The following is a 13,670-nucleotide window of genomic DNA, read 5'->3' as shown; positions in this document are numbered from 1 at the left end:
GCTCTAGAAGAAGCCCTTGGCGGGTAGCGGCGTGCCGCTGATCTCGTATTGTCCGATCGAGCGCGCCTTGAAGGTGTTTGGATTGTGCGACGCCAGGGTGCGCGCGTTGCGCCAGTGGCGGTCGAAATTGGTCGCCTTCTTGGTGGCCGATGCACCGCCGACGTCGAACAGCAGGCTGCCGCTCCGGATCGCGAAATCGTCCGCAACGATCTTGGCCTTGGCCGACAGCAGCGCGGCCTTGTGCGCGGCCTCGACGGCGTTTTCGTCGCCTGCATCGAAAGCGTCGGTGGCGGCATGGAGCGCCTCCGCGGCCGCAAGCACCACGGTCTCGGCGGCGAATGCGCCGCTGGCGATCTGGCCGACGGTCTGTTGCAGCAGCGGGTCGTCCACTGGCACCTCACTCGGCGCGTAATAGAACGTCCGCTTGCGGGTCCGCACCAGGGCGCTGGCGTCGCGCAGCACGGCGCGCGCGATGCCGGCATTGATCGCAGTCAGGAACAGCTGGGCAAATGTGTTGGAGTAGGGAATGCCGTAGCCGGTATCCGGTGCATCGAACACGACCTCCTGGCGCTTGACGCGCACGTTGCGGAAGTGGGTGGTGCCGGTCGCCGTCAGCCGCTGCCCGAGACCGTCCCAGTCGTCGATCAGCTCAATGCCCTCGCGGTTCACCGGAATCAGCACGGCAGCATTGGTGGCGGATGTGTCGGCGGTGCGAACGAGGACGTAGTCCGAATACAGTGTGCCGGTGCTATAGTATTTCGTGCCGTTGAGCAGGTAGTCGTCGCCGTCGGCAGTGAGTGTCGTGTTCGGCGTGACATTGCCGACCTTCGGCGTGTCGAGCTCGGTCGCCGCGAGCCCGATGATCGCGCCGTCGGCAACTGCCTTCTGCCACTGCCTGTGCTGATCGTCCTTCGGCCGGCGCACCAGGCGTTCGACGACGCTGAAATGGTTGCGCAGGATATGCGCGACATTGGCGTCGGCCTCGCCGAGACTGATGACGATCTCGAACAATGCGCGAATCGACAGGCCGGCGCCGCCGGCTTCGATCGGAAGCCGCAACGCGCCGAGGCGGGCCTTGCGAATGAGATCGACTTGCGCGAACGGCAGGACGCGCTCGCGTTCGCGGTCGGCGGCGCCTTCCGCGATGCGGCCGAGCAGTGCGTCGATATCGGGTGCGCGGCTGTGAAGGCGGTCGGAAGGCTCCAGCGAGGTGGCGGACAGGGGCTTGTTCATTGGTATCACCCAAATGGCGTCGATTGATATGACTGCTACTGATCAGAGCTGGGCCAGGTGGTCGGTGACTTTGATCGGCTCCGGGAGCACCTTGCGCGCGACCAGCCAGTCGGCGGCCCTTTGCAGCTCGGCGAGGAAGTTTTCGTCGTTGGCGGCGAAGTAGCGATACTGCCGGTTCAGCGCGATGAACTGGTCGCGGACCTGGTCGCTGTACTTGCCGGCCTTCTGCGCGATGTATTCGGCATCCTTGCTGTTCGCGGAGATCCACTTGCCTTCGGCGCGAAAGGCGTCGTTGACGGCCCGGACCAGCGCAGGATTGTCGGTCGCAAATTTTCGGGTGGTCAGGTAGGACGTGTAGTCGATCTGGAACTCGAGATCGCGACCTTCCAGGAAGATGTCGTGCGCCTTGTATTCGAGCCGCGCGATATCGACGCCCGGGCTCCACATCGACCAGGCGTCGACCTTCCCGGAGGCCAGCGCCGGCGCTGCGTCCGGCGGGTTGAGATAGACGAACGTCACCTTGGAGCGGTCGACCTTGTGCTTCTCGAGCGCGGCAACCAGCAGGAATTCGCCGAGACCCGAACGGTTCACCGCCACCGACTTGCCGACGAGATCCTCGACCTTGTTTATGCCAGAGTCATCCCGCGCGATGATCGCCGTGGTGCGCGGCTCGTAGACCACGAATTGGGTGAATACCAGCGGCGAGCCGGCGATGATCGCGGCGAGTGCCGGCGTCGTGCTGCCGCCGAAGCTGAAATCGGCGCTACCGCCGGTCACAGCCTGCAGCGTCGGCGCATGATTGGGGAACGGCCCGAGCCACTCGACCTTGATGCCGTCCCTGGCCAGCAGCTTCTCGAACTCGCCGCGCTCCTTGGCGATCAGATTGAGGCCGCTCAAACCCCAGGTCAGACGCACCGTGTCGGTGACGCGGCCGGTCGCCGCATACGCCGGCTCGGACAGGTCAAAGCCGGCAAGCGCGCCGATGCCGAAGGCGGCGCCGCCAAGGAAGCTGCGACGGGTGGGGTTGGTGAACCGGGGGATAGACATTGAGTGGTCCTCAGGCAGGAATGGGGTGAGAGGTGTCGACGCCGAGCTCCGCCAGCAGGTCGGTGCGGGCGATCGGCGCTGCGCCGTTACGTTTCATGGGATGCTCGAACGCGATCCGGCCCTCGCGCATCACCAGGATGCGGTCGGCGAGCGCGATCGCCTCGTCGACGTCGTGGGTGACCAGGAGCACGCCGGGGCGATGGACGGCGACCAGCTCGCGCACCAGATCGTGCATGCGAATGCGAGTCAGCGCATCGAGCGCTGCGAACGGCTCGTCGAGCAAGAGCAACTCGGGTTCCTGCACCAGCGCGCGCGCCAGCGCCACGCGCTGCGCCTGTCCGCCCGAGAGGTTGCGCGGCCAGTCATCGAGACGGCCGCCGAGTCCGACCTCGGTGAGCGCGGTGGCGGCGCGCTGACGGGCGTCGCTCGCATTGAGGCCGAGCGAGACGTTGCGCCACAGACTGTCCCACGGCAGCAGCCGGTGCTCCTGGAAAACGACGGCCGGCCGCCGTGGTGCCGTGATGCGCCCGCCGTCGATCGCATCGAGGCCGGCCAGCGCCCGCAGCAGCGTGGTCTTGCCGCAGCCGCTTTCGCCGAGCAGGACGACGAACTCGCCGCGCTCGATGCGCAGGTTGAGGTTCTCGATCACCACGCGACTGCCATAGGCGCGATGCAGTCCGGTCACCACGACGGCCGGCGCAATCGCGGCCGGTGAGGGCACGGCGTGCAGCGTCATCGCGCGCTTCCATAGTTCGGATGCCAGGCCAATAGCCGCCGCTCCAGGGCGCGCGCGATGCCGTCGGCGGCGACGCCGATCAGCGCATAGATCACGATCGTCAGCACGATCACGTCGGTGCGCAGGAACTCGCGCGCATCCATGGCGAGAAAGCCGATGCCGGACTGGGCGCCGATGGTCTCCGCGACCACCAGTGCCAGCCACGCGGTCGCCAGCGCATAGCGCACACCGGTCAGGATCGAGGGCAGGGCGCCGGGCAGGATGACGCGCCGGATCAGCTCGAGTGTCCCGAGGCCCTGGACGCGGCCGAGCTCGAGCAGCTTCGGGTCGACCTGCCGGATACCCAGCGTGGTGTTGATGTAGATCGGGAAGGCGACGCCGAGCGCGACCAGGAAGACCTTCTGGGCTTCGCCGACGCCGAGCCAGACGATCACCAGCGGCAGCGCGGCGAGAAACGGGATCGCGCGGATCATCTGGATGCTGCGGTCGATCGCGGCCTCCGCGATCCGCGAGAAGCCCACGAGGATACCGAGCGCGAATCCGACGCTGCCGCCGATCGCAAAACCGGCCGTTGCGCGCAGCAGGCTGACGCCGAGATCGTTCAGCAGGCTTCCGGACGTCGCCAGCTTGAATGCCGTCCGGACGACCTTGCTCGGTGCCGGCAGCACCTGCGGCGAGAGCCAGCCGGCCTGCGCCGGCAATTCCCAGACGATCAGAAGCACGACCGGGGCGAGCCACGACAGCAGCAGCATGCCGCGCCGGCCGATCTCTACTCGTGGCTTCCGGGACGGCGATGCCGTTTGAACGCTGCGCGGCGTTGAATCAAACGCGATCGATGACGCAGCCTGTTCGAGGTTGCTCAAGTCTGTTCTGTCCTCGTCCAACATTGCGCGCGAGCATCATTGATCGCGCGCGGCATGGTCCGCCATTCTCTCGATGAACGGCGCGTCGCCGCACGAAAGAAGGCGTTGTTCATGTCGCGCAAACTGTCCCACGAATTTTCTCGAACAGAAATAGAGCCGTATTCCAATTGTCGCTGCGTCCGGAGTTTTCTTGTTTATCGGCGCGCGCGGCGCGGCAAGGAAAATCTTTTGATGCGCCGCTGCTTGATCTGTCGCCGTGCTTCTTTGAAAACACGCCGACGTAACGTCAGGGAAATCGGAGAGACGGCATGTCGACACGACCGCTTCGCTTTGGCATCTGGGCGCTGGTCCATGGTTCGCGCGCGGCCTATCAGGATCCGGAGGAGCCGTATGACGCATCGTGGGAGCGCAATCGCGACCTCGTGCTTGCCGCCGAGGCACTGGGCTACGATTCCACGCTGATCGCGCAGCACACCATCAATCCGCATTGGGAGGATTTCGATCAGCTCGAGGCCTGGAGCGCGGCGGCGGCCGTTGCGGCATTGACCAGCCGGATCGAGATCATCGCGGCCATCAAGCCCTATCTCTATCATCCGGTGGTTCTCGCCAAGCTCGCGCTCGGGATCGAGAACATCAGCCGCGGACGCTTCGCGATCAACCTGGTCAATGCCTGGAACCGGCCCGAACTCGACAAGGCCGGCATCGGCTTTGCCGAGCACGATGCCCGTTACGCCTATGGCCGCGAGTGGATCACGATTGTCTCGCGCCTGATGCAGGGCGAGCGGTTGACCTACAAGGGCGAGCATTTCGACGTCCGCGATTATCTGTTGCGGCCGACGAGCCTCTACCGACCGCGACCATTGATCTATGTCGGCGGCGAATCCGAGCCGGCGCGCGCTTTGGTCGCCGACCACGGCGACGTCTGGTTCATCAATGGTCAGCCGCTCGAGGATGTCGCGGGCCTCATTGCCGACGTGGCGGCGCGGCCGCGGACGTCGGTGCCGCTTCGCTTCGGGCTGTCCGCCTTCGTCATCGCGCGCCAGACGCAGGCCGAGGCCCAGGCCGCCTATGAGCGGCTGCTTGAGCTGTCGCGGAAGGACGCCTCGATAAAGGTGATCCAGCGACAGAACACCGACCCGAAGGTCGTGATGATGCAGACCATGCAGAAGTCGGAGCGGATCGGCAGCAACGGCGGCACCGCTGCCGGGCTGGTCGGCAGCTATGATGACGTGGCCGCCCGAGTCGGGGCGTTCCATGCCGCAGGCATCGAGTTGTTCATGCTGCAGTTCCAGCCTTTCGAGGCCGAGATGGAGCGCTTTGCGAAGGAGATCATCCCGCGCGTCCGCGCAGCGTCATCTGCTGCGAATGACACCCCACCACTGCTGGCGAGCTCGCGGTAACTGCGTCACGCGGTTGCGGCGGCTTCCGTCTGACGCGCAAAGCGGCTGATCGGCCGAGGCAGGCCAAAATGCTCACGCAAGGTGGTGCCGGCGTAATCGGTTCGGAACAGACCGCGGCGCTGCAGGATCGGCACCACGTTGTCGACGAAGACCTCGAGCCCGGTCGGCAGCACGTCCGGCATCAGATTGAATCCGTCGGCCGCGCCGGCCTTGAACCAGGCCTCGATGTCGTTGGCGATCTGCTCGGGCGTGCCGACGATGATGCGGTGTCCGACCCCGCCGCCGAGCGCGCGCAACAACTGCCGGACGGTGAGGTTGCCGCGGCGCGCAAGGTTCACCGTGCCCTGGAACATGGTGTGGTTGGCGTTGGCCGGCAGCGGCAGCGGATCGGGTAGCGGCTTGTCGAGCTCAAGGATCGCAGGATCGACCTGCAATGTGCCCGCGAGACGCGCCAGGCTGTACTCGATCGGAACCAGCTCCCACAGCTCATCCTGCCGCCGTCTCGCCTCGGCTTCGGTGCTGCCGATCACTGTGGCAAGGCCCGGCAGGATGACGATGGAGTCGCCGGCGCGGCCGTAGGTCGCGGCGCGGGCGCGCAGATCGCGCGCATAGGCGACGCCTTCCTCGATCGTCTGCGCCAGCGTGAACACAGCTTCGGCCTGCGCGGCAGCGAGATCACGGCCGTCGTGCGAGCCACCGGCCTGCACGGTGACCGGGCGGCCCTGCGGCGAACGCGGCACGTTAAGCGGACCGGCCACGGCGTAATGGGCGCCGCGATGCGCGATCGGATGAACCTTCGACGTATCGACAAATCGCGCCGAGGACTTGTCGCCGACAAAGGCGTCGTCCTCCCAACTGTCCCACAGCGCATGGACGACCTCGGCGAACTCTTTGGCGCGCTCGTAGCGGGCCTTGTGCTCCAGCACGTTGCTGAGGCCGAAATTGCGGCTGGCCGACGCGTCGGCCGTGGTCACCGCATTCCAGCCGGCGCGGCCGCCGCTCGCGAGATCCAGGGTCGCGAAGCGGCGCGCGATGTTGTACGGCTCGTTGTAGGTGGTCGAGGCGGTCGCGATCAGCCCGATATGGCTGGTCGCCGCGGCCACCGACGCCAGCACGATCGTCGGTTCCATCGACATGAAGGAGCGGTAGTCGATGCGGTCAGTGATCGCCGGTGTGTCGGCAAGGAAGATCGCATCGAGCTTGCCGCGCTCGGCGATCTTAGCCACGCGCACATAATGGCCGACGTCGAAGCAGGCGCGAGGATCGCTTTCGGGCAGCCGCCACGCCGACGCATAGACGCCGGAGTGCAGCAGGTTGACATTGAGGTGAAGCTGACTATCGGACATGGCTGCCACGCATTGAGGTGAGACGACTCACGAAGTACCGCCTGTCAGGCCACATGAAAACGAACGGCCGGCGCGTGCATGCAAAAAGAAATATCCGTCTCCGCTGCGCGATCTGCGGACAAATCCGGTGTCGATCTTCTGCGATGAGCGGAACATCCCCTCCGCCGCCGCATGAATATTCTGCCACGTGCCGCGGCAGGGGAAGCTTCGTCCAAGTCTGCGCAAATATCTGAAATTGCCAGGGCAGCCTGCGCGCGTAACGATGCTGTTGCGGCGCGTTGCAAGCAATCGGTGCCTCCCGGAGAACTGAACCATGACAGTCCACGAGCGACGCGCCGAACAGCGAACCGCGCCAGGCGGTTCGGTCGAATTCGACGCCGACGTGCTGGTGATCGGCGGCGGACCGGCAGGCACGTGGGCTGCGGTGAGCGCAGCCGAGTGCGGCGCACGCGTCGTGCTCGCCGACAAGGGATTTTGCGGCACGTCGGGTGCCACCGCGGCTGCCGGCACCGGCGTCTGGTATGTCGATCCCAATCCGGCGCTGCGCAAGGCCGCAATGGCCAATCGCGAAAAGATGGGCGGGCACCTGCAGGATCGCCGCTGGATGGCGCGCGTGCTCGACCAGACCTACGAGGACAGCAATCGTCTGGCCGCCTGGGGTTACCCTTACCCGGTCGACGACAGCGGCACATCGCAGCGCAACTCGCTGCAGGGGCCGGAATACATGCGCCTGATGCGCAAGCGCACCAAGCAGGCCGGCGTCACCATTCTCGATCACAGTCCGGCGCTTGAGCTGCTGGTGGATGACGACGGCTCGGTTGCGGGAGCCAGCGGCGTGCGCCGCCAGAAGCACGATCGCTGGATCGTGCGCGCCAAGGCTGTCGTCATGGCGACCGGCGGCTGCGCGTTCCTGAGCAAGACGCTGGGATCGAATGTGCTGACCGGAGACGGCTATCTGATGGCCGCGGAGGTCGGGGCCGAGTTCAGCAGCATGGAATTCTCGAATCCCTATGCGATCTCGCCGGCGTTCGGCTCCGTGACCAAGACACTGTTCTACGGCTGGGCGACCTTCAGCTACGAGGACGGCAGCGTCGTTCCCGGTGCGGCATCCAAGGGCGGGCGATCGGCGATTGCGCGCGCGTTGCTTCAGGGGCCGGTTTACGCGCGCCTCGACAAGGCCGACGACGACGTGCAGCGTCACATGCGCGCGTCGCAGCCGAATTTCTTCCTGCCGTTCGATCGCACCGGCATCGATCCCTTCAGGGAGCGTTTTTCCGTCACCTTGCGGCTCGAAGGCACCGTGCGCGGCACCGGCGGCCTGCGCATTGTCGACGACAGCTGCGCCACCAGCGTGCCCGGGCTCTATGCCGCCGGCGATGCAGCGACGCGCGAATTGATCTGCGGCGGCTTCACCGGCGGCGGCAGCCACAACGCCGCCTGGGCGATGTCATCGGGGACCTGGGCCGGATGGGGCGCTGCTGGCTATGCAAGGCAGCTGGGCCCGGCGCGTCAGCGACGACTGGCGTCCGCCGGCACCGTCGCGTTCCGGAGCAATGCGGGTCGCGCGTTTGAGCCCGCCGCGCTGGCAAAGGCGGTCCAGGACGAAGTCTATCCGTATGAGCTGAACTACTTCCGGCACGCCTCGCGTCTTGAAGGCGCCCTCGAGCGGCTGGATGCGGCGTGGGTCGATGCATCATCGGCCGATGCGGCGAGCAAGGACGATCTGCTACGTGCCCGCGAGAGCGCGGCCATGCTGGCGACGTCGCGCTGGATGTACCGCAGCGCGCTGGCGCGGAACGAAAGCCGCGGCATGCATCGCCGCGACGACTATCCCGATCAAGACGACCGCCAACGCCATTACGTGACGAGCGGCGGCTTGGACGAGGTCTGGACCACGGTGCGGCCGCATGCCGAGGCCAGCTATGCAGAGGCCGCGGAATGATCGAGGTGATCGACGCCGAGCGCTGCACGTCCTGCGACATCTGCGTGAATGTCTGCCCCACCAATGTCTTCGACAAGACGGAGGGGATTCCGGTGATCGCCCGTCAGGGCGATTGCCAGACCTGTTTCCTCTGCGAACTGTATTGTCCCGAGGACGCGCTTTACGTGTCGCCTTATGCGGAGGAGCCTCGCCCGACCGACGTGGTCGCGTTGCGACAGACTGCCGCGTTGGGCAGCTACCGCCGCGCGGTCGGCTGGACCGACGAGACGCGCGATCTCCGCGGCATCGACCGCAGCTATCTGCTCTTTGGTCATTGAGCCCGGGCTGTGCCCGGCGACCGAAGCCATTTCCCAATTGGACCGACTGAATGAATGTACATCAATCCCTGACGACGGCGCAGCATGTTGCGCCGCTGCCGTCCATTCCGCTCGCTTCCAACGCGAGCGAAGCCATGATCCGCTTCGAGGCGGTCTCGAAGGTCTATCCGGCCTATCGCGGCAAGCCGAGCGTGCATGCCTTGCAGGCGATCGACTTCGCGATCCCGCGCGGCTCGATCACCGGCGTGATCGGCCGCTCCGGCGCTGGCAAATCGAGCCTCGTCCGCCTCATCAACGGGCTTGAGAAGCCGTCGAGCGGCCGCGTCGTCGTCGATAACAGCGAGATCTCGGCGCTTGCCGGTCGCGAGCTGCGCCTGGCGCAGCGCTCGATCGGCATGATCTTCCAGCACTTCAACCTGCTGTCGTCGCGGACGGCGGCGGACAATATCGCCTTGCCGCTCGAGATCGCCGGCTGGTCCAGGGCCGACATCGCCGTCCGTGTGGCCGAGCTGCTCGAGCTCGTCGGCATTGCCGACAAATACGATCGTTATCCCTCGGAATTGTCCGGCGGCCAGAAGCAGCGCATCGGCATCGCCCGCGCGCTGGCGACTCGGCCGAATGTGCTGCTGTCCGACGAGGCGACGTCGGCGCTCGATCCGCAGACCACGCGCGCGATTCTGGACCTGCTGGCCAACATCAATCGTGAACTCGGGGTCACGATCGTGTTGATCACCCACGAGATGTCGGTGGTCCGCCAACTCGCCAAGGAAGTCGCGGTGATCGACGGCGGCCAGGTCGTCGAACGCGGCCATGTCGCGGAAATCTTCACGCATCCCCAGCATCCGGTCACGCAGGCGTTCCTTTCCGAGGTGATCGGGGACAGTGTTCCGGTCTCGCTGGCGAGCCGCCTTTCGCCACAGCCGGTTGCCGGCGGGCAGACGGTCCTTCGCGTGCAGGTGCGCGGTACTGAAGCCGGCGACACCGTCGTGGCGCGGCTTTCGCGCGAACTGTCCCATGACGTGGCGCTGCTATCGGCCCGCATCGATGAGATCGGCGGCCAGCACGTGGGCTCGCTAATCCTTGGCATTCCCGGCGGTGAAGCCACGGCCAGGCAGGCCCTGGCCTATCTTTCTCAGCATGACATTCTGGTGGAGCGTCTCGGCTATGTCGCGTGAACTCATCAACCTGATCGTTCAGGCCACGGGCGAGAGCCTTTTCATGGTCTCGGTGGCTGCGCTGGTTGCGACCGCGCTGGGCCTTCCGCTTGGCGTCTTCCTGGCGACCAGCCGGAAAGGGGAGCTGTTCGCCGCGCCGCCAGCCAATGGCGTGCTCGGCGTCATCGTCAATGCGGCCCGCTCGACGCCGTTCATCATCCTGGTGGTTGCGATCATTCCTTTCACGCGGCTGATTGCCGGCACCTCGATCGGATCGGGCGCGGCAATCGTGCCGCTCACCATCGCGGCAACGCCGTTCATTGCCCGTCTGGTCGAGGCGGCGATCCGCGAGGTCGATGCCGGTCTGATCGAGACGGCGTCCTCGTTCGGTGCAAGCCCGTTGCAGATCGTGTTCAAGGTCTTGATCCCGGAGGCGTTGCCGGGCCTGGTGCTGGCCTTGACACTCGCGGTGGTCAGCCTGCTCGGCTACTCCGCAATGGTCGGGGCCGTCGGAGGCGGCGGCCTCGGCGACCTCGGCATTCGCTATGGCTATCAGCGCTTCATGCCCGAAATGATGCTGGCGGTCGTCGTCGTTTTGATCGCGCTGGTTCAGACCGTGCAGACCGCCGGCGACTATCTGGCGCGCCGCGTCAACCGCCGCCTGCGTCATCGCTAAAGGCGCGGTGGCGTCACGATCCCTTCGGTGCCCAGATCTTGACGTCGCCGGTATCGATCTTGCGTGGCAGCAGACCTTCCGCCGTGAAGGTATCGGCGATCTTCTGCTGCTCGGAAAGGCCGGCCGCGGTGACCACGCCGACCTTGTAGGAGCGATGGCTGTTGGCCTCCTCCACCGTGGCGGCGTCGATGCCCCACAGGCCGGCGAGCAGCGCCGCGGCCTCGTTCGGATTGGCTTTGATCCAGGTGCCGGTTTCCACCAACCTGGCAAAGATGACATTCAGTGCATCGGCCCGCTTTTCGGCGATCGCGGCCGAGGCAAGATAGTAACGCTTGTAGTTGGCGAGCCCGCCGCTGCCGTCGGTCAGGATGCGCGCGCCGGACTGGCGTTGCGCGCTGCTGAGGAACGGATCCCAGGCGACCCAGGCGTCGACATTGCCGCTGACGAATGCCGCGCGGCCATCGGCCGGCGTCAGATAGGCCGGCGTGATGTCCTTGAAGGACAGTCCGGCCTTGGCAAGTACCGCTAGCAGCAGGAAGTGGCTGCCCGCGCCCTTGGTGACCGCGACCTTCTTGCCCTTGAGATCGGCCGGCGCTTTGATTGCGGAATCCTTGGGCACCAGGATCGCCTGCGCCGATGGAGAAGCGGCTTCCTCGGCGACGTAAGCGAGCTTGGCGCCGGCGGCCTGGGCGAAGATCGGCACGGTGTCGGCGACGTCGGCTCCGAAATCGATGCTGCCGACATTGATGGCCTCGAGCAGCGGCAGGCCGCTGGTGAACTCGTGCCACGACACGGTGATGCCGAGCGGCGCCAACGCCTTCTCCAGCGCGCCGTTGGTCTTCAGGATAGCGGTCAGCGTCGACGATTTCTGGTAGCCGATCCGGATTTCCTCGGCGGCCGCAGGCCGAACGAGCGAGGTCATCGCAAGCAGCCCGATGGCGGCGACAGCAAGACGGCGCGACATCGCAGTCGCCGATGATGCGGCCTGCGCTTGCGGGATGGGGCGGGCAAAGATGGGCATGGCAAGTTGTCCTTAGCCGGTTCGATCTGTTGCCATTTGTGTGCAATCGGTGCGCCGGAGGCAATCGCGGAGAAGCCGTCCGAACGAGTGCAATTTTCTCTGCAAGCGAAGTCAGCGAGAAAAGTATTTTTGGCCTACGCGTTGCCGCCGGCATCGGCAGATAAGTCGCTCGCTGCGCCAAGATGCCCGGCCGGCTCCATTCTCTTTTCATCGCGGCCACAGCAGCGGCGACTCGTCATCGGGAAAAATTTGGATTCTCATTTCATTGATTTCGTCCCCGGCGCGAGCGATGAGCTTGATAGCGAGTTCAGTTCCATGGAGACCAAGATGTTGCTTCGATCCATTTTCGCTCTTGCAGGCGCTGTTGCGATCTGGTCGACCGCCGCCGCGGCAGAAACGATCAAGATCGGCGTGACGCCCGGGCCGCATGCACAAATCCTTGAGGCCGTGAAACCGATCGCGGCGAAGAGCGGGCTCGAGCTTCAGCTTATCGAGTTCTCCGACTATGTCGTTCCGAACGCGGCGCTCGACGCCGGCGACATCCAGGCCAACTCGTTTCAGAACCAGCCTTATCTGGACAACCAGAAAGCCGATCGCGGCTACAAGATCGAGCAGGTGGGACTGACGGTCAATTTTCCGATCGGCGTCTATTCGCGCAAGCACAGGAACTGGGCCGACGTTCCTGACGGAGCCAAGGTCTCAATTCCCAATGATCCGACCAATGGCGGCCGGGCGCTGCTTCTGCTGCGCGACAAGGGCGCAATCAAGCTGAAGAGCGACGTCGGCTTCAAGCCGACCGTTATCGACATCGCCGACAATCCCAAAAACCTGAAATTCGTCGAGGTCGACGCAGCCCAGGCGCCCCGGGCGCTCGACGATGTCGATGCGGCGGTCATCAACACCAACTATGCGACACAGGCCGGTCTCGATCCGGTCAAGGATCCGATCCTGCGCGAGGATCCGAAAGGGCCATACGTCAATCTGATTGCGGTTCGCTCCGCCGACAAGGACAAGCCGTGGGTCAAGATCCTGGTCGACAGCTACCACACGCCCGAGATCAAGGAATTCGTCCAGACCAAGTTCAAGGGCGCGGTGCTGCCCGGCTGGTAGTTGCCGCTCCAATTGCTGAGGGATGATGATGCGTATTCTGATGACGGCGGTTGCCGCGGTAACGCTCCTGGTCGGCACCGCGAGGGCCGAGACGGTCCGCGTTGGCGTCACGGCCGGACCACACGCCGAGATCCTCGAAGTCGTCAAGAAGGTGGCTGCGGGCCATGGGTTCGACATCAGGGTGGTCGAATTCACCGACTATGTGATCCCGAACCAGGCGCTCGCGCTCGGGGATCTCGCGGCCAATTCGTTCCAGCACGAACCTTATTTGAAGAACCAGATATCGAAGACCGGCTGGAAGATCGTCAAGGTCGCCAACACGATTGCGTCGCCGCAGGGTGTCTACTCGTTGAAATACAAGAAGCTGGCCGATCTTCCGGATGGCGGGCGGGTGGCGATCGCCAACGATCCTTCCAATGGCGCGCGCGGCCTGATGATCCTTGCGCTGCACGGCGTGATCAAGCTCAAGGACCCCAACAACGTCGCGTCGACCATTGCCGACATCACTGACAATCCGAAGCATCTGCGCTTCGTCGAGCTTGATGCCGCGCAGTTGCCGCGTTCCCTGCAAGATGTCGATCTGGTCTCGATCAACAACAATTATGCGGTTCAGGCCGGGCTCAATCCCGCCGCCGATGCAATTGCCCGCGAGGCGGCCGATGGCCCGTGGGTCAACATCGTTGCCGTGCGCGAGGCGGACAAGGACAAGCCCTGGGTCAAGCAGTTGATCGATGCCTACCATTCCGAGGAGGTCAAGGCATTCCTCGAGAAACGCTTCAAGGGCACCTACATCGCAACCTGGTGACGGGCGTTGACCGCCCATCG

The 13,670-nt window shown here is 65.1% G+C and carries 13 protein-coding genes; 7 read left to right on the top strand and 6 right to left on the bottom strand.

The window, feature by feature from the left end; genetic code table 11:
* Positions 1-3: 3 nt before the first annotated feature.
* Genes ACVI1L_RS06055 through ACVI1L_RS06040 form a run of 4 tightly spaced genes read right to left on the bottom strand, consistent with a single transcriptional unit; the run spans position 4 to position 3,768 of the window.
* Positions 4-1,233: an acyl-CoA dehydrogenase family protein gene (locus tag ACVI1L_RS06055; protein WP_456782508.1), complete on the bottom strand. Its 1,230-nt coding sequence runs from the start codon at positions 1,231-1,233 to the stop codon at positions 4-6.
* Positions 1,234-1,275: 42 nt separating this feature from the next.
* Complete coding sequence (locus ACVI1L_RS06050) at positions 1,276-2,280, bottom strand: NrtA/SsuA/CpmA family ABC transporter substrate-binding protein (protein WP_456782507.1); 1,005 nt, start codon at positions 2,278-2,280, stop codon at positions 1,276-1,278.
* A 10-nt stretch (positions 2,281-2,290) separates the two neighbouring features.
* Positions 2,291-3,016 carry an ABC transporter ATP-binding protein gene (locus ACVI1L_RS06045; RefSeq protein WP_076826951.1) on the bottom strand — a complete coding sequence of 242 codons (726 nt, stop codon included), beginning with the start codon at positions 3,014-3,016 and terminating at the stop codon, positions 2,291-2,293.
* Positions 3,013-3,768 carry an ABC transporter permease subunit gene (locus tag ACVI1L_RS06040; RefSeq protein ID WP_309143573.1) on the bottom strand — a complete coding sequence of 252 codons (756 nt, stop codon included), beginning with the start codon at positions 3,766-3,768 and terminating at the stop codon, positions 3,013-3,015. The genes ACVI1L_RS06045 and ACVI1L_RS06040 overlap by 4 nt, the downstream gene beginning before the upstream one ends.
* Positions 3,769-4,187: 419 nt before the next feature.
* Between ACVI1L_RS06040 and ACVI1L_RS06035 the strand changes: the two genes are divergently transcribed.
* Complete coding sequence (locus ACVI1L_RS06035; protein ID WP_456782506.1) at positions 4,188-5,279, top strand: LLM class flavin-dependent oxidoreductase; 1,092 nt, start codon at positions 4,188-4,190, stop codon at positions 5,277-5,279.
* Between the two features lie 5 nt (positions 5,280-5,284).
* On the opposite strand, the gene ACVI1L_RS06030 is transcribed toward ACVI1L_RS06035, so the two are convergent.
* Positions 5,285-6,625, bottom strand: a complete 1,341-nt coding sequence (locus ACVI1L_RS06030) for an LLM class flavin-dependent oxidoreductase (protein ID WP_456782505.1) — start codon at positions 6,623-6,625, stop codon at positions 5,285-5,287.
* 313 nt (positions 6,626-6,938) lie between these two features.
* Here ACVI1L_RS06030 and ACVI1L_RS06025 point away from each other — a divergent pair, with 313 nt between their 5' ends.
* Genes ACVI1L_RS06025 through ACVI1L_RS06010 form a run of 4 tightly spaced genes read left to right on the top strand, consistent with a single transcriptional unit; the run spans position 6,939 to position 10,714 of the window.
* Complete coding sequence (locus ACVI1L_RS06025; protein ID WP_310885572.1) at positions 6,939-8,567, top strand: FAD-dependent oxidoreductase; 1,629 nt, start codon at positions 6,939-6,941, stop codon at positions 8,565-8,567.
* Positions 8,564-8,884, top strand: coding sequence for a 4Fe-4S dicluster domain-containing protein (locus ACVI1L_RS06020; protein ID WP_016840109.1), 321 nt, complete (start codon positions 8,564-8,566; stop codon positions 8,882-8,884). The genes ACVI1L_RS06025 and ACVI1L_RS06020 overlap by 4 nt, the downstream gene beginning before the upstream one ends.
* A gap of 50 nt (positions 8,885-8,934) precedes the next feature.
* The gene (locus tag ACVI1L_RS06015) at positions 8,935-10,059 is read left to right on the top strand and encodes a methionine ABC transporter ATP-binding protein (protein ID WP_076826954.1); all 1,125 of its coding nucleotides are present in this window, start codon (positions 8,935-8,937) and stop codon (positions 10,057-10,059) included.
* Entirely contained in the window at positions 10,049-10,714 is a 666-nt protein-coding gene (locus tag ACVI1L_RS06010) for a methionine ABC transporter permease (RefSeq protein WP_141340380.1), read from the top strand. The genes ACVI1L_RS06015 and ACVI1L_RS06010 overlap by 11 nt, the downstream gene beginning before the upstream one ends.
* Before the next feature lie 13 nt (positions 10,715-10,727).
* Here the strand turns inward: ACVI1L_RS06010 and ACVI1L_RS06005 are convergent, their stop codons facing one another.
* Positions 10,728-11,678 carry an aliphatic sulfonate ABC transporter substrate-binding protein gene (locus tag ACVI1L_RS06005; protein WP_456785518.1) on the bottom strand — a complete coding sequence of 317 codons (951 nt, stop codon included), beginning with the start codon at positions 11,676-11,678 and terminating at the stop codon, positions 10,728-10,730.
* Between the two features lie 372 nt (positions 11,679-12,050).
* Between ACVI1L_RS06005 and ACVI1L_RS06000 the strand changes: the two genes are divergently transcribed.
* Positions 12,051-12,845, top strand: a complete 795-nt coding sequence (locus ACVI1L_RS06000; protein ID WP_456782504.1) for a MetQ/NlpA family ABC transporter substrate-binding protein — start codon at positions 12,051-12,053, stop codon at positions 12,843-12,845.
* 28 nt (positions 12,846-12,873) lie between these two features.
* Positions 12,874-13,650 carry a MetQ/NlpA family ABC transporter substrate-binding protein gene (locus ACVI1L_RS05995; RefSeq protein WP_456785517.1) on the top strand — a complete coding sequence of 259 codons (777 nt, stop codon included), beginning with the start codon at positions 12,874-12,876 and terminating at the stop codon, positions 13,648-13,650.
* The last annotated feature ends 20 nt before the right edge of the window (positions 13,651-13,670 follow it).

This window comes from Bradyrhizobium sp. USDA 4516, from assembly GCF_054055915.1.
The sequence above is the reverse complement of the archived record's forward strand: the minus strand, read 5'-3'. Positions and strand labels throughout refer to the sequence as shown.

Excerpts from the sequence above, each read along its gene's own strand:
- ACVI1L_RS06055 (WP_456782508.1), bottom strand. The coding sequence starts at position 1,233 with ATGAACAAGCCCCTGTCCGCCACCTCGCTGGAGCCTTCCGACCGCCTT.
- ACVI1L_RS06050 (WP_456782507.1), bottom strand. The coding sequence starts at position 2,280 with ATGTCTATCCCCCGGTTCACCAACCCCACCCGTCGCAGCTTCCTTGGC.
- ACVI1L_RS06045 (WP_076826951.1), bottom strand. The coding sequence starts at position 3,016 with ATGACGCTGCACGCCGTGCCCTCACCGGCCGCGATTGCGCCGGCCGTC.
- ACVI1L_RS06040 (WP_309143573.1), bottom strand. The coding sequence starts at position 3,768 with ATGCTGCTGCTGTCGTGGCTCGCCCCGGTCGTGCTTCTGATCGTCTGG.
- ACVI1L_RS06035 (WP_456782506.1), top strand. The coding sequence starts at position 4,188 with ATGTCGACACGACCGCTTCGCTTTGGCATCTGGGCGCTGGTCCATGGT.
- ACVI1L_RS06030 (WP_456782505.1), bottom strand. The coding sequence starts at position 6,625 with ATGTCCGATAGTCAGCTTCACCTCAATGTCAACCTGCTGCACTCCGGC.
- ACVI1L_RS06025 (WP_310885572.1), top strand. The coding sequence starts at position 6,939 with ATGACAGTCCACGAGCGACGCGCCGAACAGCGAACCGCGCCAGGCGGT.
- ACVI1L_RS06020 (WP_016840109.1), top strand. The coding sequence starts at position 8,564 with ATGATCGAGGTGATCGACGCCGAGCGCTGCACGTCCTGCGACATCTGC.
- ACVI1L_RS06015 (WP_076826954.1), top strand. The coding sequence starts at position 8,935 with ATGAATGTACATCAATCCCTGACGACGGCGCAGCATGTTGCGCCGCTG.
- ACVI1L_RS06010 (WP_141340380.1), top strand. The coding sequence starts at position 10,049 with ATGTCGCGTGAACTCATCAACCTGATCGTTCAGGCCACGGGCGAGAGC.
- ACVI1L_RS06005 (WP_456785518.1), bottom strand. The coding sequence starts at position 11,678 with ATGTCGCGCCGTCTTGCTGTCGCCGCCATCGGGCTGCTTGCGATGACC.
- ACVI1L_RS06000 (WP_456782504.1), top strand. The coding sequence starts at position 12,051 with ATGGAGACCAAGATGTTGCTTCGATCCATTTTCGCTCTTGCAGGCGCT.
- ACVI1L_RS05995 (WP_456785517.1), top strand. The coding sequence starts at position 12,874 with ATGCGTATTCTGATGACGGCGGTTGCCGCGGTAACGCTCCTGGTCGGC.